The following is a 20,596-nucleotide window of genomic DNA, read 5'->3' as shown; positions in this document are numbered from 1 at the left end:
TCAGTTATCGCTTGTATTCGATTTTTGATGCTTTTTCTTATGGTGCCGTCCCATCCGATCTTTGGCATCGGCAAATTCCTGTTCCGAGATTCCGCCACTGTTGTCCGCATCCATCCGATCAAACATCTTGTCAGCCCGGCGCGGTTTCGGCAACTCATCCCGGCTGAGGAAGCCATCTTTGTTCGCGTCGTTGTTTTCGAACATCCTGGCAACCCGATCGCTGGCTTTCTTCTGGGCGGCCGCCTGCATTTCTTCCTGGCTCAGCTTTCCATCCCCATTGGTGTCCGCCTCGGTGAAACGAGCGGTGCGATGCGCCTCCATCTCTTGTTGCGTCACCTGACCATCGCCATCGGCGTCCAGTTCCTGAAAGGACACCGGCTCGCGGCCACCCGGGCCAGCGGCAAGAACAGAAGTACCGGTAATCGCAACCGCCGACATGACAATGGCCGAGATGAATGTAACGTTTTTCATTTCCGTTTCCTTTTGTTGACGCGGCCCGAGTGCCGCCGCTCATACCCATTCAAACGGGCCGCGCCAGGAATTCCGTCGCTGAAATCGATATTATTTTTTGAAAGGTTCGGGACCGGCCCAAGCCGACGTGCCGGGCAGACGTTGCAAAGCGACGCACCCCCCTTTTAAATTTCCACGATCAGGCCCATTATCCGCAAAAGATTACTGCGCGAGTTACATTATGACGGATCAGACGATCGAGACGACCTCTGAAGATGAGCGTGAGACATGGCCAGCCCTGGTCAAGGGGTTTCGCTGCAAATGCCCCAACTGCGGGGAAGGCAAGCTGTTGCACAGCTATCTCAAGGTCAATGACACCTGCTTGAACTGCGGGCAGGAGTTGTTTCACCATCGCGCAGATGATGGGCCCGCCTACCTGACAATCCTGCTGGTCGGCCATCTGCTGGCGCCTGCTCTGCACGTGTCCTATGTGCATTGGCGGCCCGATCCGTGGACCATGGCCATCGGCTTTTCCGTCGCCTGCGTCGCCCTGTCCCTGTACCTGTTGCCACGCCTGAAAGGTGCGGTGGTGGCATATCAGTGGGCACGCCGCATGCATGGCTTTGGAAAAACCGCGTGACCCGACCCAGTTGACCAGTTTGGACATGACAGCCGACAAAACAGCCATCCGGGACGCAGCAACGGTTATCGTGCTGCGGGACAGATGGACAAACCCCTCGATCCTTATGGGGCAGCGCGGGTCCAAAGCGGCCTTCATGCCGAACAAGTTCGTCTTTCCCGGTGGCGCGGTTGATCCGGCTGACGCGGATGTTCCATTGGCAACGGATTTGCCGGATCTGTGCTTTGAACGTTTGGGCGAACAGGCCGAGCCGGGGATTCAACACGCCCTCGCCGCGGCCGCCATACGCGAGCTTTGGGAAGAAACCGGTCTTGTTCTCGGCCAGCCGGGTACATGGCCCGGTCATGTACCTGACGATTGGCAAAGCTTTGCCGCGTTGGGTTACCTGCCAACTGCGGCTGCGCTTCAGTTCGTCTTTCGGGCGGTAACTCCACCGGGCCGTCCTCGCCGGTTTGATGCGCGGTTCTTTCTGGTCGACGCCGACGCTCTGCAAGGTGATGTGGATGATTTCAGTCACGCCTCGGATGAGCTGTCGCACCTGCAATGGGTGCCACTGGATCGGGCACGGGATCTGGATCTGCCGTTTATCACCGAGGTCGTTCTGGCGGAAATAGCGGCCCGGGTTACGTCCCCCGAGCCGCCATCGTCGGTTCCATTCTACAAAAACAACGAAGAAGCCAACCTGTTCCTGCGTCTCAGGGGCTATCCGATGCCAACCCACGACTGACGGATCGGTTTCACCGCATCCGGCTGACCACCACCGTCACTTCGGGCTTTTTGCCAATTTCGGCTTTGGCTGTCTGCCGCACGATGCGGCGCATTTCTTCTTCCAGCTTGTCGTCATCGCGAAGGGTCTTGGCGGCGGCCCGCATCAGGAACTGGTTCAGATCCTCTTCCAGCACTTCGACCAACGCGGCACGGGACGTGCCAGTTTCGGGCAGCCCCATGGTGTCGCACCACGGCTCGCCCAGCGGTTCGTCTTCTTCGTCCAGAACCACCGTCACCGTAACATGGCCGTTCAAAGCCATGCGGATACGATCCCGCACCACGCCGTCAAGGGCGCCGATCTTCACGGTACCGTCCAGATATGTGCGGCCGGTTTCAACATAATCGACGACCACAGGCGCATTGCCGCTGAGATCCAGCATGGTGCCGTTCACTGCCAGCACTCCGGTTCTGCCGCCCTGCTCTGCCAGTTTGACATGCTCGCGCAGGTGCCGGTGTTCGCCATGCATCGGGATCACGAATTGCGGATCGGTCAGTGCATGCACTTTCTCGAGGTCCGGCCGGTTCGCATGGCCCGAGACATGATAAAGGCCCGAACTGTCATCGACGACATCCACGCCCTTTTCGCTGAGCTGGTTTATGATGAAGATCACGCCCCGCTCGTTCCCGGGAATGGTTTTCGAGGAAAACAGGAACAGATCGCCCTCGGCCAGCTCCAGACCACGGTATTTGCCTCGGGCCAGTTGGGCGCTTGCAGCCCGTCGTTCCCCCTGGCTGCCGGTCACGATCAGCATCAGGTTCTGGCGCGGAAGTTCCAGAGCCTCTTCGGCGCTGACCACCTTTGGAAAATCCGCAAGAATACCGGTTTCGGTCGCGGCTTCGATCATCCGACGCATCGCGCGACCCAGCAGGACGACGGAACGCCCGGCCCGCGCACCCGCCTCGGCCAGCGTTTTGACCCGCGCGACGTTTGACGCAAAGGTGGTCGCCACGACCATACCTTCCGCGCCTTCGACCAGCTTGACGATTTCGGGGCCAACTTCGGATTCCGAACGCCCCGGATGGGTCGAAAACACATTCGTACTGTCACAGACCAGCGCCTTGATGCCGGGCTTGGCGACCTCGGCCCACAGGTCAGGGTCAAAGGCCTCTCCAACGACTGGGGCCGCATCCAGCTTGAAGTCGCCCGAATGCACGACACGCCCTGCGGGTGTGTCGATGACCAACGCGGCACTTTCGGGAATCGAGTGCGAAACCGGAAGGAAGCCAACCGTGAACGGCCCCACGGACACCTGTTCAGGCCAGGCGGAAACGGTCGTGACCGCCTCGGCCGGGTGTGCGTGTTCTTCCATCTTGCGACGCGCGATATTGGCCGTGAAGGCACGTGCATAGACCGGCGCGCCCAAAGCTTCATAACAATGGGCCACTGCACCGACATGGTCTTCATGGGCGTGCGTGATGAAAACACCGTCCAGCCGGTCGGCACGCTCTTTCAGCCATGAGATGTCAGCATAGATGAGATCAACGCCCGGCGTTGTGTCCATATCGGGAAAAGTGACGCCCAGATCCACAAGGATCAGGCGTTCCTTTCCCGGTTCACCGTAGCCATACACATAGGCGTTCATGCCAATTTCGCCCGCGCCACCCAGCGGCAGGTAGATCAATCTTTCACTGCTCATACGGAGCCATTATCCTTGTTGTAGCGATGGATCACGGTCAGACCGTGCATCGTCAGATCATCTTCGATTGCGTCGAACCCCACGTCGGCCTGATCGAACAAGGGGGCCAACCCTCCGGTTCCAACGACTTTCATCGGCATTCCATACTCGGCCTTGATCCGGGCGATCAGCCCCTCGATCAAACCGGAATATCCCCAATACACGCCCGATTGAATACAACCAACCGTATTCGTACCGATCACCTTGTCAGGTCGGGAGACATCGATATGCGGCAGCGCTGCGGCGCCCTGATGCAGGGCCTCAAGGCTCAGGTTCACACCGGGGGCGATAATGCCCCCCACATATGCGCCGTCGGCGGCGACAACGTCGAAATTCGTTGCGGTTCCGAAATCCACGACAACCACATTGCCACCGTGGCGGTCAAAAGCGCCCACGGCATTGGCCAGTCGATCCGGGCCAGGCACCGTACCTTCATCCACACGCGGCGGGACAGGCAACAGGCAATCGGGCTTGCCCACAACCAATGGTCTGCAACCAAAAAAGCGATCGGCGAAGATGCGCAGGTTGAACACGACGCGCGGCACGGTCGAGGCGATGATCACATCGGTGATATCCGCCTCGATCCCGTAATGCTTCACCAGCGTCGAATACCAGGTGAAATAAGCGTCTGCCGTGCGCGCATGGTGGGTCGAGGTGCGCAGGGTGCACAAAAACTCCTCACCGTCCCAGATCGAAAAGACGGTATTGGTATTGCCGCAATCGATGGCCAGAAGCATCCGCGCCCCTCTCAGAAATAGACATCCGCCGCAGGAATGCTCACGCGGCCTTTGGCGGTGTTTAAGACAAGGTTACCGCTTGCGTCCACCGTTTCGAAGGTTCCAACCGTTTCCGACGTACCGGTCCGCGCGGTGATGACCTCGCCCAATCGGGCCGCGCGGGACAGCCAGGCGGTGCGGATCGGTTCGAACCCATAGGTGACGAACTGGGTTTCATACGCGGCGTAGGCCGCGGCCAGTTCGGTAAGAAAATCCTCGGGCGAGACATGCGCCCCGGTTTCCGAAAGAAGTGACACGGGACGAACCGCGCCGGGCTCTACCGCGTCCGCATCCGGGGCATTGGCCAGGTTCACTCCGATGCCGATGGACAGATGCGCCACGCCATGCCCCTGCCCCGTGCTTTCCAGCAGGATACCGGCAAGCTTGCCGCCGTTCAGCAGCACGTCATTGGGCCATTTCAGCGACAGTCCGGCAGCCCGCCCGGTAACGGCGACACACGCGTCAAAAAGGGCCAGCGCCGCCACGAAACTGCGCAAAGCCGCCTGCTCCGGCGCGCCCTGAGGACGCATCAGCAAGGTCGCCGCCAGGTTGCCCATCGGGTTGGCCCAGCTTCGTCCGCGCCGCCCGCGCGCCGCCGTCTGGTGATGCGCCATGATCCAGACGGGACCACGCGCATTCGGAGCAATCCGCGCCGCTTCATTCAGCGTGCTGTCGACTTCCTGCACCTCGTGCAGGCCATAGCCTTGGGGCCATTTTGTCATATCAAAAAGGCCCGGTCGCGCGACCGAGCCCCTCTTTCCGGTTGTGCAAAACGATCAGTTGACAAGCGTGGCCGCTGCGGCAGCTGCCGCGCCCTCGACGCCGAACTGATAGAAGATACCGACCAGCATCAGGGCCGCAGACCCCATCAATGCCACCCACAGAACAGGGGTCGACCGGGTTTCGATCGGCTCTTCGTTCTCGGCCCCGAAATACATGTAGAACACGATCCGCAGGTAATAGAAGGCACCGATGACCGAAGCGATGGCCGAGACGACGACCAGACCGGTCAGCCCTGCACTGACGCCCGCCTGCCAGACGCCGAATTTCGCAAAGAAACCAAGCATCGGAGGCACGCCCGCAAGGCTGAACATCAGGATCAGCACCGCCAGGGCCTTGCCCGGATCACGCTTGGAGTATTGCCGCAGAGCGTCAATGTCGGTGATGGGTTTGCCGTCACGCTCCATCATCAGAATGAAGGCGAAGGTGCCGATATTCATGGTCACGTAGATGGCCAGATACATCAGCATCGCCTTGATGCCCAGCTCGGTACCGGCGGCCAGACCAATCAGCGCATAGCCCATATGGGCAATCGACGAAAACGCCATCAGACGCTTGATGTCGCGCTGCCCGATCGCGGCCACGGCCCCCAGCAACATCGACAATACGGACAGCAGGACAATCACTTGCTGCCAGTCTTCGACAACGCCACCGAACGCGTCATGCAACAGGCGCGCGAACAACGCCATCGCCGCAACCTTGGGGGCCGTGGCAAAGAAGGCCGTGATCGGCGTGGGAGACCCCTCGTAAACGTCCGGCGTCCACATATGGAACGGTACGGCCGAGACCTTGAAGGCCAGACCCGAGATCAGGAAGATCAGGCCAAACAGCAGCCCCAACGAAACATCGCCATGGTGAACTGTCTGGATGATGCCCGAGAACAACGTGGTGCCGGTAAAGCCATAGACCAGCGATGCGCCATAAAGCAGCAGTCCCGAGCTCAGCGCACCCAGCACGAAATACTTCAGACCTGCCTCGGTCGATTTCGCGCTGTCACGACGCAGAGCAGCCACGACATATAGCGACAGCGATTGCAGCTCGAGCCCCATGTAAAGCGACATCAGATCGCCTGCGCTGACCATCATCATCATCCCCACGGCGGCCAGTGCCACCAGCAAAGGATATTCAAATCGCAGCAGATCACGGCGCGCCATGTATTCCTGGCTCATGACCAGTACGGCACCCGCCGACAGCAGGATGGTAACCTTGGCAAAGCGAGCAAAGCCGTCATCGACGAACATGCCGTTGAAGGCCACGTTTGTACCCCCGCCCTGAGTTGCAATCCAGATTGCCAGAAGGGCCATAAGACCTGCCGTGGTCCAGACCAGCAGAGGCGCCAGCCCGTCCTTTGTCGTGTAGACAGCCCCCAGCAGCGCCGCCATCGCATAAAGCGCCAGAACGATTTCCGGCAGGATGATTGTCAGATCAGCCTGGATCATGTCCCCAAAGCTCCCTTAATGCGAAGCGGCTGTCTGGGTCGCAGCCTCAGCCGCGGCCAGAGCCGTGTCATAGTTCGAAATCAGAGCCGCTGTGGATTGCCCGATCACATCGGTTACCAGCGACGGGTAGACACCCAGCAGGATGGTCATCACGATCAGAGGGGCGAAGATCAACCGCTCGCGCGCGCTCATGTCGGTCATCGCCTTGAGGCTTTCCTTGATCAGATCGCCAAACACGACCCGACGGTAGAGCCACAGCGCATAAGCCGCCGAGAAGATCACACCGGTCGCAGCCACCGCCGTTACCCAGGTGTTGACTTGGAACGCGCCTATCAGGGTCAGGAATTCGCCGATGAAGCCCGATGTGCCCGGCAGGCCGACATTGGCCATGGTAAACAGCATGAAGACCAGCGCGTATGCGGGCATCCGGATCACCAGACCGCCATAGGCCTCGATATCGCGGGTGTGCATCCGGTCATAGATCACGCCGACACAGAGGAAGAGCGCCGCCGAGATGAACCCGTGGCTGAGCATCTGGAAGATCGCGCCATCGATGCCCTGCTGGTTTGCCGCGAAAATACCCATGGTCACAAAGCCCATATGCGCGACCGAGGAATAGGCGATTAGCTTCTTCATATCCTCCTGCACCAGCGCCACCAACGAGGTATAGACAACCGCGATGGCAGACATCCACAGCACCAGATCGGTCATCACGGCCGAACCCACCGGGAACATCGGCAGGCTGAACCGCAGGAAGCCATAGCCGCCCATCTTCAGCAGGATCGCCGCCAGTACGACCGATCCCGCCGTGGGCGCCTGAACGTGGGCGTCCGGCAACCAGGTGTGCACCGGCCACATCGGCATTTTCACCGCGAACGAAGCAAAGAAGGCCAGGAACATCAGGGTCTGCATCCCACCGACAACATAAATGCCAAGCACGCTGAAGCCCTCGGACGAGAACTGGTGCGTCATCAGCGCGGCAATATCCGTGGTGCCCGCATCCGCATACATCGCAACCATGGCGACCAGCATCAAGACCGAGCCAAGGAAGGTGTAGAGGAAGAACTTGAAGCTGGCGTAGATCCGATCCTTGCCGCCCCATATCCCGATGATCAGGAACATCGGAATAAGACCTGCCTCGAAGAACAGGTAGAACAGTACCAGATCAAGCGCCATGAAGACGCCCAGCATCAGCGTTTCCAGCAGCAGAAAGGCGACCATGTATTCCTTGACTCGGTCCGTGACATTCCAGCTGGCCAGAATGGTCAGCGGCATGATGAAGGTCGTCAGCAGAACGAACAGGACACTGATGCCATCAACACCCATCTTGTATTTGAGGCCCATCAGCCATTCACCCTCTTCCACCATCTGGAAGCCGGGGTTCGACGGGTCAAAGCCGGTATAGATGCCGATGGAAACCAGGAAGGTTACCGTGGTGGCCAGCAGAGCAATCCACTTGGCGTTCCGCTGTGCCGCCGCATCGTCACCCTGCAGGAACAAGGCCAGAATGCCTGCGGCGATGGCGGGGATAAACGTGACGATCGAAAGGATATAATCCATTACTGGGCCCCTCCGCCGATCGACATCCAGGTCACAAGGGCCGCGATGCCCAGCACCATCCAGAAGGCATAGGTAAAGATGTACCCGGTCTGCGCTTTGCCAGCGAGGCGGGTGAAGAAGGGAACGACGCCCATTGCTACTCCGTTCAGGAAGCCATCGATTGTATTGCCGTCACCGCGTTTCCACAGCAAGCGGCCAAGCGCTACAGTGGGTTTTACGAAGACCGCATCATAGATTTCGTCAAAGTACCACTTGTTCAGAAGGAACAGGTACAGCGGACGCTGATTTGCAGCCAGACGTGCCGGCAGCGACGTGTTCACGATGTAGAACCAGTAGGCCACGACAAAGCCAAGCAACATGGCGACGAAGGGTGAAACCTTGACCCATTTCGGAGCCGCATGCGCATCGTCCAGAACATGGTTGTCCGGCGCCATGTAAAGCGCGCCCTCGCCCGGTTTGCCCGAAAAGACATAGTGATGATCGCCACCCTTGGCATCCTTCTCACCATGACCTTCATCGGCATGGCTGTCAGCCGCGTGGCTTTCATCCGCATGGCTGTCTTCGCCGTGCGAAGCATCCGCCGCCGCATGATCACCGGCCTCGGCATGTTCTGACGCTTCGGCAACCGGAATACCGTAGAACTTGCCGACCTTGTCCGCATGGCCAAAGAAATTGCCATACCAGATCATCCCGGCGAACACCGCACCCAGCGACAAAACGCCCAGCGGCACCAGCATGGTCATCGGGCTTTCATGTGCGTGGTCATGCGTATGCTTGTCGCCACGCGGTTTACCATAGAAGGTCAGAAAGATCAGACGCCAGCTATAGAACGATGTGAACATCGCCGCGATCACCAGCATCCAGAAGGCGTACCCGGTTCCACCCGCATAGGCGCTTTCGATGATCGCGTCTTTAGACAGGAACCCGGCAAAACCGATTGTGGTAAGCGGAATGCCGACACCTGTGATGGCCAGCGTTCCGATCATCATTGCCCAGAAGGTGTAAGGGATCTTTTTGCGCAGACCACCGTATTCCGTCATCTCCTGCTCGTGATGCATGGCGTGGATCACGGAACCGGCGCCCAGGAACAGCAGCGCTTTGAAGAAAGCGTGCGTGAACAGGTGGAACATGGCCGCCGAGTACATGCCGACGCCCGCGGCCACGAACATGTATCCCAGCTGGGAACAGGTCGAATACGCAATGACGCGCTTGATATCGGTCTGTACCAGACCCACGGTCGCCGCGAAGAACGCAGTCGAGGCCCCAAGGAAGGTGATGAACCCGGTCGCGCCCGGCGCGAACTCCATCAGCGGCGACATGCGGCAGACCAAGAACACGCCCGCTGTGACCATGGTGGCCGCGTGGATCAGGGCCGACACCGGCGTCGGGCCTTCCATCGCGTCGGGCAACCAGGTGTGCAGGATCAGCTGCGCGGATTTACCCATCGCACCGATGAACAGAAGAACACAGATCACCTCGACCGCGGTCCATTCGCCCCACAGGAAATGCAGCTCTTCTTCAGCAAGCGCGGGTGCCGATGCGAAAATGTCCGAAAAGTTGATGCTGTCGGTCAGGAAAAACAGCGCGAAGATGCCCAGAGCAAAGCCGAAGTCGCCGACACGGTTGACGATGAACGCCTTCATCGCCGCCGCATTTGCCGAAGGCTTGCGATAGTAGAAACCAATCAGGAGGTAGGATGCGACACCCACGCCTTCCCAGCCAAAGAACATCTGCACAAGGTTGTCCGCCGTCACCAGCATCAGCATGGCGAAGGTAAAGAAGGACAGATAGGCGAAGAAACGCGGCTTATAGCTTTCGCCCTCGCGCCATTGCGGGTCGTGATCCATGTAGCCAAAGCTGTAGAGATGCACGAGCGCCGAAACCGTGGTGACCACGATCAGCATGATGGCGGTCAGTCGGTCCAGACGGATGGCCCACGAGGTCGAGAGCGATCCGCTTTCTATCCAGCGCATGATCTCGATCTGTTGTGTGTGCCCGTCAAACGAGAAGAACACGAGCCATGACAGCAGACAGGCCAGAAACAGCAGGCCCGTGGCCGTCCACATGGCCGCTTTCTCGCCTATGAACTTCCAGCCAAAGCCGCAGATCAGCGCGCCCACCAGCGGGGCAAAGAGGATTGTGGTTTCCATGATCCCTTACCCCTTCATCATGTTGACGTCTTCAACCGCGATGGTGCCACGGTTGCGGAAGAAGCAGACCAGAATGGCCAGACCAATCGCCGCCTCGGCCGCCGCCACAGTTAGAACGAACAGCGTAAACACCTGCCCGACCAGATCGCCGAGGAAACTGGAAAACGCCACGAGGTTGATATTCACCGCCAGCAGCATCAGTTCGATGCTCATCAGCAGGATGATGACGTTCTTGCGGTTCAGGAAGAGACCGAAGATGCCGATGACGAACAGCGTCGCGGCGACCGTAAGATAGTGTTCAAGTCCGATCATGGTCTCAAAGTCCCTGCCCCGGTTTCACGTCCTTCAATTCCATCGCCTTGGCCGGGTCGCGCATCATCTGGCCGACGATGTCCTGACGCTTGATGTCCTGACGGTGGCGCAGGGTCAGCACAATGGCACCGATCATGGCCACCAGCAGGATCAGACCCGCCAGTTGGAACAGAAGGAAGTATTGATCGTAAAGAATGACGCCAAGCGCCTCGGTGTTGTGACGGTCCGCCGGGACCGGCTGCGCCAGATTGGCCGCTGCGCCCTGCGCGCTGTCCCAGGCCCCGAAGGCCATGACGAACTGCATCAGGATGACCAGACCGATCAGCAGGGCCAGCGGCATATAGCGCGCCATCTCGGCCTTGAGCTCGGCAAAGTCCACGTCCAGCATCATCACCACGAACAGGAACAGCACCGCGACCGCACCGACATAGACGATGATCAGCAGCATCGCCACGAACTCGGCCCCCAGCAACACGAACAGCCCCGCCGAGGATAGAAACGCCAGGATCAGCCACAGCACCGAGTGCACCGGCTGGCGGCTGATCACCGTGAACAGCCCGCCGGTGATGGCGCTGATGGCAAACAGATAGAAGGCAAAGACGGTCATTGATCCTCATCCTCGTTGTCGCCCATGACCTCTTGCGCCAGATCCAGCGCGCGGGTCATGGCTGGGATGCCGGCAAAGACCGACATCTGACCGATCGTTTCCACGATCTCTTGTTTCTTGGCACCAGCTTCCAGAGCATGACGCACGGTCTGGCGCACTGCCGAATCAGCCTGAGCGCCCTGACAGGTCAGCCCGGCCAGCGTCAGCAGCAGGCGGGTCTTGGCATCCAGCCCGTCCTTGTTGACGGTGTTGCCGAACATCATCTCCATGACCTCTTTCGGCATGGTCGGCCACAGCGCCTCGAACCCCTTGGGCGAGAAGCTTTCCATCGCCGGGTTCATCGCCTTGGCCATGTCCTGAGCCTGCTTCATCATCAGCTCGAACGGATTTGTCGGGCTGTCAGTCATCGGTAAGGCGCGTCCAATTCCAGATTGCGGGCGATCTCGGCTTCCCAGCGTTCGCCGTTGTCCAGCAGTTTTTGCTTGTCATAGAACAGCTCTTCGCGGGTTTCCGTCGCGAATTCGAAATTCGGGCCTTCGACGATGGCATCGACCGGGCAGGCCTCCTGACAGAATCCGCAATAGATGCATTTGGTCATGTCGATGTCGTACCGCGTGGTGCGGCGGCTGCCGTCTTCGCGCGGTTCGGCGTCGATGGTGATGGCTTGCGCCGGGCAGATCGCCTCGCAGAGTTTGCAGGCGATGCAGCGTTCTTCACCATTCGGATAGCGGCGCAGAGCGTGTTCGCCGCGGAAACGTGGGGACAGAGGCCCCTTTTCGTGCGGATAGTTCACCGTGGCCTTGGGCGCGAAGAAATACTTAAGCCCCAGTTTCATGCCGACCCAGAAGTCTTGCAGAAGGAAGTATTTGGCAGCGCGGGTATAGTCAATTTGAGTCATATCAGCCTCCTACGCTCCAACGGGCAAATGCGCCCCAGAACCAGTCGAATTTCGCCGCGAAGGCCACGAAAACCACCCAAGCCAGCGAGAATGGCAGGAACACTTTCCAACCCAGCCGCATCAGCTGGTCATAGCGGTAGCGGGGCGTGATCGCCTTGACCATCGCGAAGATGAAGAAGAAGAACGCCATCTTGGCGACCATCCACAGCACGCCATCGGGCAGGCCCGGGATCGGCGACAGCCAGCCGCCGAAGAACAGCAGAGAGGTCAGCGCGCACATCAGGAAGATCGCGATGTATTCGCCTGCCATGAACAGCAGGAAAGGCGTGGCCGAGTATTCGACCTGATAACCGGCGACCAGTTCCGATTCCGCCTCGGGCAGGTCGAAGGGCGGGCGGTTGGTTTCGGCCAGGGCCGAGATGAAGAACAGGAACACCATCGGGAAATGCGGCAGCCAGTACCAGCTGAAGAACCCGAACGAGCCGTCCTGAGCACGCACGATGTCACCAAAATTCATCGAGCCGGTCGAAATGATCACACCGATGATGATCAGGCCGATCGAAACCTCGTAGGAAATCATCTGCGCGGCCGAGCGCAGCGAGCCTAGGAACGGGTACTTTGAGTTCGACGCCCAACCGCCCATGATCACGCCATAAACCTCGAGCGAGGACACGGCGAATACATAGAGGATGGCCACGTTGATATCCGACAGAACCCATCCATCGTTGAACGGGATCACCGCCCAGGCGATCATGGCCAGAACGAAGGATGTCAGCGGTGCGAGGATAAAGACCGTCCGGTCGGCGCCCGCAGGAATGACGACCTCTTTCACCACATATTTCAGGGCATCCGCCACCGATTGCAGCAGGCCATAGACGCCCACCACGTTGGGGCCGCGGCGCATCTGGACAGCAGCCCAGATCTTGCGGTCGCCGTAAACAAGGAACAACAGTGAAATCATCACAAAGGCAACAACAGCAAGCACTTGCGCCAAAATGATGATGGCTATTCCGCCTGGGGTGTTAAAGAATTCAGCCATTGGTCCTCACACCGTGGGTATTCCGTTTTCCGCGCGCGATGCAAAGGCCAGAAGCCTGCGCAAATTGCGGCTGGGTCGGCGCGTTGGTGTAAACAGCATCTGCCGCCATTGCGCCACCCTTAATATTCGGTTTCACATGCAAATCTGGCGCGGCGAACTGCCACCCGGCAGCCGCTTTTGCCTGCGATATGAAACAGGTCTGGGTCATTCCGCCGCGATCTTCTCGGATTTGCGGGCCTGCGCCTGTGCCGACAGCTCGGCCATCAGCTGTGAAGCCCGTGCAATCGGGTTGGTCAGGTAGAAGTCCTTGATCGCATAGCGGAAAGTTGCGTTGCCCAGAGTACCGGTGTCGAGAGCTTTCACTTCGTTCTCGATCACTTCGTCGATGCGGGCCAGATGCGGAACCGCCTCGATCAAGGCCGTGCGCAACTGCGCCAGAGAGTCGTAGGGCAGTGTTGCGCCCAGTTCGGCCGACAAGGCGCGCAGGATGGCCCAGTTCTCCTTCGCCTCACCCGGCGCAAAACCGGCCCGCATCGCCAGTTGAGGGCGACCTTCGGTGTTTACGAACACGCCGTTTTCCTCGGTATAGGCCGCGCCTGGCAGGATCACATCGGCGCGGTGTGCGCCCCGGTCACCATGGCTGCCCTGATAGATCACAAAGGCGCCTTCGCCGATCTCGACCTCGTCCGCGCCAAGGTTGTAGATTACATCGGCGGCGCTGATCGCGTCCATTCCGCCTTCGTTCGTGGCACCCACATCCATCGCACCGACGCGCGACGCCGCAGTGTGCAAAACGATCAGACCACTTTCCGTATTGGCCGCGATGGCTTGCGCAGCAGCCAGCACGGCGGCGCCGTCCGCTTCCTGCAAAGCGCCCTGCCCGATTATGACCAACGAACGCTTGCCCTTGATCTCATCATCTCCGCCCATGTCGACAACTTTTTGCAGCGCTGTTCGATCATCGCCAACATGGTGATACTCATATGTCAGATCGACCGCAGGACCGACCAAAGCGACTTCGGCCCCATGCGCCCACGCCTTGCGGATACGCGCGTTCAGGACAGGCGCTTCGTCACGTGGGTTGGTACCGATCAGCAGGATGCGTTCCGTGGTGTCGATGTCTTCAATCGCGGAGGTACCAGCGTAAGCGCCACGATTGCCCGCCGGAAGCTTTGTGCCATCGGTACGGCATTCGACAACACCACCCTGCCCTTCGATCATCTGTTTCAGCGCAAACGCCGCCTCGACCGGAGCCAGATCGCCCACGATACCGGCAGGTTTCTCGGCGCCCTTCAGCGCCACTGCTGCCTTGGTCAGCGCCTCGGACCAAGAGGCCGGGCGCAGCTTTCCGTTTTCACGGACATAGGGCTTGTCCAAACGCTGACGGCGCAGGCCATCCCAGACGAAACGTGTCTTGTCGCTGATCCACTCCTCGTTCACGCCGTCATGATTGCGCGGTAGGAAACGCATGACTTCACGACCTTTGGTATCGACGCGTATGTTCGATCCCAACGCATCCATCACATCGATGCTTTCGGTTTTGGTCAATTCCCACGGACGCGCGGTGAAGGCATACGGCTTGGAGGTCAGCGCCCCGACAGGGCACAGATCGATGATGTTGCCCTGCAAATTCGAATCCAGCGTCTGGTTCAGATACGAGGTGATCTCGGCATCCTCACCGCGCCCGGTCTGACCCATCTGAGTTATCCCGGCAACTTCGGTGGTGAAGCGCACGCAGCGCGTGCAGCTGATGCAGCGGGTCATTGCGGTGCCAACCAGCGGGCCAAGATCCAGGTCATCGACCGCCCGCTTTGCTTCCTTGAAGCGGGATCCCGACATGCCATAGGCCATCGCCTGATCCTGAAGGTCGCATTCGCCACCCTGATCGCAGATCGGGCAATCCAGCGGATGGTTGATCAGCAGGAACTCCATCACACCTTCGCGGGCCTTTTTGACCATGGGCGAGTTCGTCTTGACCACCGGGGGCTGGCCTTCAGGCCCCGGACGCAGGTCACGCACCTGCATCGCGCAGGAGGCCGCAGGTTTCGGCGGCCCGCCGACGACCTCGACCAGGCACATCCGGCAATTGCCAGCGATCGACAGACGCTCGTGATAACAAAAGCGCGGCACTTCGACCCCGGCTTGTTCACAAGCCTGGATCAGGGTCATCGCGCCATCGACTTCAATTTCCTGTCCGTCGATATTGATCTTGCGGAGGTCAGACATGGCTTTCAATTCGCCCTCAAATAAACGCCAATGGCGCTGTTTCTTTGGATTTCCTTCTGCCCCAGAGTGCAGAATGTGTTGGGGTTGTCATAGGTCACGCCATTCGAAGCCAGATACGCCTCGCCCTTGGCGCGCATCCGGTCTTTTTCAGCATCCGATTCGACGTAAGAGCGGATTTCGGTGTCCGAATACCCCAGTTTGTTCGCCTTGGACCGCAGCCCCCACATCACACTGATCGCTTTCAATCGACGCCCGCTGATCGAGGGGCAATATTCCGAAATTTCATTTGCGATGGCGATGTAATAGAGTTCGTTGTCGATCTCTTTGACATCCCTCAAGGGCGGCTTCGCATTTGCGACGGCAGGCAATGTGATCAAGGCAGCCAGGGTGAGTGTTTTGGCAAAAGACATGGATCTTCCCTTCGTTTTGGACGCACCAAAACGAACCGGTCCGGTCTTGCTAGGCAATAGCGGCCGGCAATCCGTGTCGTGATATGCAAAACCGCGCGTCATGGTCGTTGGCATTTTCCCGCAAAGGTCAATTGATCATCACTGATGCGCAGGTTCTGCGGTTCAGTATCCGGCCCCACTTTCCAATCGATCCGCGAAGACCCGAAATTCTGCACGCAAAACTTGGTTCCTTCATGGCGGCCGGCCTCACGTGCGCCGTCCAGCGATGCGGACGCACCCTTCACCACAACGGTAAAGTCCGTTGGCGATGCTTTCTTGTCGACCGCCTTCGCCTTTGCCTTGAACGCCTTTCCATCGAACAGAATACGATCTTCCGACGGCTTGATGATGCCGCAGGCGGACACGCTTGCCAGTGCCAGCAGGACTACAAGGGTTTTTGGGGCCTTCATGCTATCCCTCTTCGTGTTCTCATCCGCCGGGACGCCATCAGAACGCCGCCACCAATGCCATAAGCCCAATTGCAAACATGCAGGCCCAGCCCAACACATACAGCACGGACCGAAGACCACTGTTCGGCTTGCCTATGCCTTTGATGTGCACCAGCAGCATCACCAACCGCGCGAGCAATGCGACAGACGCCAGTAGATTGACCCAGAACGGGCTAGCGCCCAGCAATACCGCCGCAGTCACTACGGCCACAAACGCCGGAAGCGTTTCCGTTCCGTTCAGATAGGCCCGGTTCAGTCGATAGGCCTGGTCGGAATAGTCCTGCTCAGGGGTTGCCCCCGGTGCGAGGCCCTTGCCCTGTTTGGCCAGTGCTGAAAACGGGGCCAGAAACAGAACCACCAGTGTGAAAAGCACAACCGATGAAATCGCGTGGCTGTATTCCGCAAACATGTCCATCCCGATCACTCCGCCGCCATCGCACCCATACGGCCCGACTTCTGAGCCTTGATGCGGTCTTCGATTTCTTCCCGGAAATTCCGGATCAGGCCCTGGATCGGCCAGGCGGCCGCATCGCCGAGGGCGCAGATCGTGTGACCTTCCACCTGTTTGGTCACATCAAACAGCATGTCGATCTCTTCCAGCTCGGCCTCGCCGCGCACCAGGCGGTCCATGACCCGCATCATCCAGCCGGTGCCTTCGCGGCAGGGCGTGCACTGGCCGCAGCTTTCGTGTTTGTAGAATTTCGACAGGCGCCAGATCGCCTTGATGATGTCGGTGGACTTGTCCATCACGATCACCGCCGCCGTTCCAAGCCCCGAGCCCAGATCGTTGCGCAAATAATCGAAATCCATGATCGCGTCGCGCATGTTCTCACCGCGCACACACGGAACCGAGGATCCACCGGGGATCACGGCCAGCAGATTGTCCCAGCCGCCGCGAATGCCGCCGCAATGGGTCTCGATCAGCTCCTCGAAGGAAATCGACATCGCCTCTTCGACCACGCAGGGGTTGTTGACGTGACCCGAGATCGCAAACAGCTTGGTGCCCGCGTTGTTCTGGCGACCGAAACCTGCGAACCAATCCGCCCCACGGCGCAGGATCGTGGGCACGACGGCGATGGATTCGACGTTGTTCACGGTCGTCGGGCAGCCATACAAGCCCGCACCTGCGGGGAACGGCGGCTTCATCCGCGGCATGCCCTTTTTACCTTCGAGGCTTTCAATCAGCGCGGTTTCCTCGCCACAGATATAGGCGCCTGCCCCGTGGTGCAGAAACAGGTCGAAATCCCAGCCCGAGCCGGCGGCGTTATTGCCCAGAAGACCCGCGTCATAGGCCTCGTCAATCGCGGCCTGCAACGCCTCGCGTTCGCGGATGTACTCACCACGCAGATAGATGTAGCAGGTGTGGGCGTTCATGGCGAAAGACGCGATCAGGCAGCCCTCGATCAGCGTATGCGGATCATGGCGCATGATCTCGCGGTCTTTGCAGGTGCCGGGTTCGGATTCGTCCGCGTTGACCACCAGATAGGACGGGCGCCCGTCGCTTTCCTTGGGCATGAACGACCATTTGAGACCAGTCGGGAAACCCGCGCCGCCGCGTCCGCGCAGCCCGGAATCCTTCATCGTCTGGATGATCCAGTCGCGCCCTTTTTCAATCAGGCCAGCAGTGCCGTCCCAATGCCCGCGGGCCTGCGCACCTTTCAGCGTGCGTTCATGCATCCCGTAGATGTTGGTAAAGATCCGGTCCTGATCCTTCAGCATCGCGTGTTACCTTCAGCTGTCCTGACGCATGCGCCAGAGTTGAAAAATGTTGATGCCCGCATAGATGAAACCCGCCAGAGCGGCGAAATCAAACAGCAGCGCATGCCGGGCTGTCAAACCCAGCGCGGGGCCAATGAACAGGTTCATCGCAAGCCAGATCAGCATGGTCACGGCGATGACCACCCCGATATGTCGGCCCTTGCGGGCTATGGCCTGTTCCTTGTCCTTGTCCATCTTCCCCCGAAGCCCGGAACGGGCATCCGTCTAGTCTTCGTATGTGCCCTCGGATTTGGCACGTTTGGCGAATTCGGTTTCCTCACCCGCAGCAAGCTTGGCCGCCTGCTCGATCCAGCCATCGCGTTCGATCCGGCCCTTGAACTTCAAACGCGCATCGACCCAGGCCACCTGTTCGGGCGTCCAAGCCGCGATCTGGTCGTAGTGGTAGAAACCCAGCTCGTTCAGCGTTTCTTCCAGCTTGGGGCCGACGCCTTTCAACAGTTTCAGGTCATCGGCCTTGCCGTCGCGTGCCGCGGTTAGAGTGTTAGGCTGGGTCTCCTGAACTTCCGGGCTATCCGACTTTGCTGCAGCGCCCTCGGGAGATGCCGGTTCGGTATGGGTCGATTTTTTGGTTCCACTCTGTTGTGCCGCCGTCTTGCCGGGCTCCGGCTTTTTCGGCGGTTGAGGAGCGGATCCGGAAGCTTCGGCTTTGCCATCCTTGCCAAGCCAAGGTGTCAGGATCGGAACTTCGGTTCCGTCGATACGCTTGACCGTGTCTCCAAGCTCCGTCGCCAGCTCAACGCTTGCGTTGTATTTCGGCTTGCCGGCTTCATATTCGGACAGGCTGGAAAGCCCTTTCAACGGCTCGGCCGCGTAACGCCCGTTCTGAGGGCCGGGCGTCGGCACCTTGCCCGCCACCAGATCGTCGAGGATTTTGCCGAAGCTCTCGGCGGTCAGATCCTCGTAGTAATCCTTGCCGATCTGCGCCATCGGCGCGTTGGTGCAGGACCCGAGGCATTCGACCTCTTCCCAGCTCAGCTTGCCATCGGCCGAAAGTTCATGCGGCTTCGCGGCGATCTTTTCCTTGCAGACCGCGATCAGATCTTCGGCCCCGCAGATCATGCAGGATGTCGTTCCGCAGACCTGAATATGCGCCACGGATCCAACCGGTTGCAGCTGGAACATGAAGTAGAAGGACGCCACCTCAAGCACGCGGATATAGGCCATGCCCAGCATGTCGGCGATGGATTCAATCGCCGGGCGGCTGAGCCAGCCCTCCTGTTCTTGCGCGCGCCACAGCAACGGAATGACCGCGCTGGCCTGGCGGCCTTCGGGGTATTTGGTGATCTGCGCTTCGGCCCATTGCTGGTTGGCAGCGGTGAAGGCAAAGCTTTCGGGTTGTTCGGGATGAAGACGGCGGAGCATTAGCGGTCAATCTCTCCAAATACGACATCCATGGTGCCGATGATGGCGGCGACGTCGGCCAGTTGGTGGCCCTTGGCGACGTGGTCCATGGCTTGCAGGTGCAGGAAACCGGGCGCGCGCAGCTTGGCGCGGTAGGGCTTGTTGGTGCCGTCGGCGACCAGATAGACGCCGAACTCGCCCTTGGGGGCTTCGACCGCGGCATAGACCTCGCCTGCGGGAACGTGGAAGCCTTCGGTATACAGCTTGAAGTGGTGGATCAGGCTTTCCATCGAGGTCTTCATGTCCGAGCGTTTCGGCGGGGTGATCTTGCCGCGCGCGAGCACGTCACCGGGGCATTCGCGGATTTTGACGATGGCCTGCTGGATGATCGACAGCGACTGGCGCATCTCTTCCATGCGCACCAAATAGCGGTCATAACAGTCGCCGTTTTTGCCGACGGGGATCTGGAATTCAAACTCGTCATAGCATTCATAGGGCTGAGCGCGGCGCAAGTCCCATGCAAGGCCCGACCCGCGCACCATCACGCCCGAGAAACCGAATTTCTGAATGTCATCTTCAGTCACGACACCAATATCGGCGTTGCGCTGTTTGAAGATGCGGTTTTCGGTCAGCAGACCGTCAATGTCGTCCAGAACGGCGGGGAATTCGTGGCTCCAGGCCTCGATATCGTCCAGCAGTTCCAGCGGCAGGTCCTGATGTACACCACCGGGGCGGAAATAGGCCGCGTGCAGACGGGCGCCGCAGGCACGCTCGTAGAACACCATCAGCTTTTCACGCTCTTCAAAACCCCAGAGCGGCGGGGTCAGCGCGCCCACATCCATAGCCTGCGTGGTCACGTTCAGCAGGTGGTTCAGGATGCGGCCGATCTCGGAATACAGAACCCGGATCAGCGAACCCCGACGCGGCACTTCAACCCCGGTCAGCTTTTCGATGGCCAGGCACCAGGCATGTTCCTGGTTCATCGGCGCCACGTAATCCAGGCGATCGAAATACGGCAGGTTTTGCAGATAGGTCCGGCTTTCCATCAGCTTTTCGGTGCCGCGGTGCAGCAGGCCGATATGCGGATCGCACCGTTCGACGATCTCACCGTCGAGTTCCAGCACAAGGCGCAGAACCCCGTGCGCCGCAGGGTGTTGCGGGCCGAAGTTAATGTTGAAATTGCGGATCTTCTGTTCTCCGCTCAGCGCGTCCGTGCTGCCGTCATCGTATCTTGAGCCGTCCATCAACGCCCTCGTT

22 protein-coding genes are annotated in these 20,596 nt (G+C 59.5%); 2 read left to right on the top strand and 20 right to left on the bottom strand.

All coding sequences use genetic code 11. The annotated features are described in order from the left end of the window. Entirely contained in the window at positions 1-471 is a 471-nt protein-coding gene (locus ACR0A2_RS09175; protein WP_480834807.1) for an EF-hand domain-containing protein, read from the bottom strand. 220 nt (positions 472-691) lie between these two features. Here ACR0A2_RS09175 and ACR0A2_RS09170 point away from each other — a divergent pair, with 220 nt between their 5' ends. Then, positions 692-1,090 carry a DUF983 domain-containing protein gene (locus ACR0A2_RS09170; RefSeq protein ID WP_152458571.1) on the top strand — a complete coding sequence of 133 codons (399 nt, stop codon included), beginning with the start codon at positions 692-694 and terminating at the stop codon, positions 1,088-1,090. A gap of 25 nt (positions 1,091-1,115) precedes the next feature. Next, positions 1,116-1,817: an NUDIX hydrolase gene (locus tag ACR0A2_RS09165; protein ID WP_480834847.1), complete on the top strand. Its 702-nt coding sequence runs from the start codon at positions 1,116-1,118 to the stop codon at positions 1,815-1,817. Between the two features lie 10 nt (positions 1,818-1,827). On the opposite strand, the gene ACR0A2_RS09160 is transcribed toward ACR0A2_RS09165, so the two are convergent. From ACR0A2_RS09160 to ACR0A2_RS09070, 19 genes are all read right to left on the bottom strand, one after another. Further along, entirely contained in the window at positions 1,828-3,495 is a 1,668-nt protein-coding gene (locus ACR0A2_RS09160) for a ribonuclease J (protein WP_480834806.1), read from the bottom strand. Then, complete coding sequence (locus tag ACR0A2_RS09155) at positions 3,492-4,271, bottom strand: type III pantothenate kinase (protein ID WP_152458573.1); 780 nt, start codon at positions 4,269-4,271, stop codon at positions 3,492-3,494. The genes ACR0A2_RS09160 and ACR0A2_RS09155 overlap by 4 nt, the downstream gene beginning before the upstream one ends. Positions 4,272-4,282: 11 nt before the next feature. Continuing rightward, entirely contained in the window at positions 4,283-5,032 is a 750-nt protein-coding gene (locus tag ACR0A2_RS09150; protein ID WP_171227962.1) for a biotin--[acetyl-CoA-carboxylase] ligase, read from the bottom strand. A gap of 54 nt (positions 5,033-5,086) precedes the next feature. After that, positions 5,087-6,529 (bottom strand): NADH-quinone oxidoreductase subunit NuoN, encoded by a 1,443-nt coding sequence (nuoN, locus tag ACR0A2_RS09145; RefSeq protein WP_480834805.1) that lies wholly within the window; start codon positions 6,527-6,529, stop codon positions 5,087-5,089. 15 nt (positions 6,530-6,544) lie between these two features. Beyond that, positions 6,545-8,089 (bottom strand): NADH-quinone oxidoreductase subunit M, encoded by a 1,545-nt coding sequence (locus ACR0A2_RS09140; RefSeq protein WP_480834804.1) that lies wholly within the window; start codon positions 8,087-8,089, stop codon positions 6,545-6,547. Then, on the bottom strand, positions 8,089-10,239 hold the full coding sequence (nuoL, locus tag ACR0A2_RS09135) for an NADH-quinone oxidoreductase subunit L (protein ID WP_480834803.1): 2,151 nt from the start codon (positions 10,237-10,239) through the stop codon (positions 8,089-8,091). The genes ACR0A2_RS09140 and nuoL overlap by 1 nt, the downstream gene beginning before the upstream one ends. Positions 10,240-10,245: 6 nt before the next feature. Next, a complete protein-coding gene (gene nuoK, locus ACR0A2_RS09130) occupies positions 10,246-10,551 on the bottom strand; it encodes an NADH-quinone oxidoreductase subunit NuoK (protein WP_005984024.1) in 306 nt (101 codons plus the stop codon). Positions 10,552-10,555: 4 nt separating this feature from the next. Beyond that, positions 10,556-11,158, bottom strand: a complete 603-nt coding sequence (locus tag ACR0A2_RS09125; RefSeq protein ID WP_171115048.1) for an NADH-quinone oxidoreductase subunit J — start codon at positions 11,156-11,158, stop codon at positions 10,556-10,558. Next, positions 11,155-11,565 carry a carboxymuconolactone decarboxylase family protein gene (locus ACR0A2_RS09120; protein WP_152458579.1) on the bottom strand — a complete coding sequence of 137 codons (411 nt, stop codon included), beginning with the start codon at positions 11,563-11,565 and terminating at the stop codon, positions 11,155-11,157. Before ACR0A2_RS09120 ends, ACR0A2_RS09125 begins: the two co-directional genes overlap by 4 nt. Next, a complete protein-coding gene (gene nuoI / locus ACR0A2_RS09115; protein WP_152458580.1) occupies positions 11,562-12,056 on the bottom strand; it encodes an NADH-quinone oxidoreductase subunit NuoI in 495 nt (164 codons plus the stop codon). Before nuoI ends, ACR0A2_RS09120 begins: the two co-directional genes overlap by 4 nt. A gap of 1 nt (position 12,057) precedes the next feature. After that, positions 12,058-13,095, bottom strand: a complete 1,038-nt coding sequence (nuoH, locus tag ACR0A2_RS09110; protein ID WP_152458581.1) for an NADH-quinone oxidoreductase subunit NuoH — start codon at positions 13,093-13,095, stop codon at positions 12,058-12,060. Between the two features lie 204 nt (positions 13,096-13,299). After that, entirely contained in the window at positions 13,300-15,321 is a 2,022-nt protein-coding gene (gene nuoG / locus ACR0A2_RS09105; protein ID WP_480834802.1) for an NADH-quinone oxidoreductase subunit NuoG, read from the bottom strand. Positions 15,322-15,326: 5 nt separating this feature from the next. Next, a complete protein-coding gene (locus tag ACR0A2_RS09100) occupies positions 15,327-15,731 on the bottom strand; it encodes a DUF5333 domain-containing protein (protein ID WP_480834801.1) in 405 nt (134 codons plus the stop codon). Positions 15,732-15,829: 98 nt separating this feature from the next. Next, entirely contained in the window at positions 15,830-16,180 is a 351-nt protein-coding gene (locus ACR0A2_RS09095) for a hypothetical protein (protein WP_152458585.1), read from the bottom strand. Between the two features lie 37 nt (positions 16,181-16,217). Further along, positions 16,218-16,634 carry an MAPEG family protein gene (locus tag ACR0A2_RS09090; protein WP_480834800.1) on the bottom strand — a complete coding sequence of 139 codons (417 nt, stop codon included), beginning with the start codon at positions 16,632-16,634 and terminating at the stop codon, positions 16,218-16,220. A gap of 5 nt (positions 16,635-16,639) precedes the next feature. Beyond that, positions 16,640-17,938, bottom strand: coding sequence for an NADH-quinone oxidoreductase subunit NuoF (nuoF, locus tag ACR0A2_RS09085; RefSeq protein WP_480834799.1), 1,299 nt, complete (start codon positions 17,936-17,938; stop codon positions 16,640-16,642). Positions 17,939-17,950: 12 nt separating this feature from the next. Then, positions 17,951-18,172, bottom strand: coding sequence for a DUF5337 domain-containing protein (locus tag ACR0A2_RS09080; RefSeq protein WP_480834798.1), 222 nt, complete (start codon positions 18,170-18,172; stop codon positions 17,951-17,953). Positions 18,173-18,202: 30 nt separating this feature from the next. Then, positions 18,203-19,360, bottom strand: a complete 1,158-nt coding sequence (locus ACR0A2_RS09075) for an NADH-quinone oxidoreductase subunit E (RefSeq protein ID WP_480834797.1) — start codon at positions 19,358-19,360, stop codon at positions 18,203-18,205. Then, positions 19,360-20,583 (bottom strand): NADH-quinone oxidoreductase subunit D, encoded by a 1,224-nt coding sequence (locus ACR0A2_RS09070; RefSeq protein WP_480834796.1) that lies wholly within the window; start codon positions 20,581-20,583, stop codon positions 19,360-19,362. The genes ACR0A2_RS09075 and ACR0A2_RS09070 overlap by 1 nt, the downstream gene beginning before the upstream one ends. Between the last annotated feature and the right edge of the window lie 13 nt (positions 20,584-20,596).

The organism is Ruegeria sp. H8 (assembly GCF_056532905.1).
This window is presented reverse-complemented; position numbering and strand designations above follow the sequence as displayed.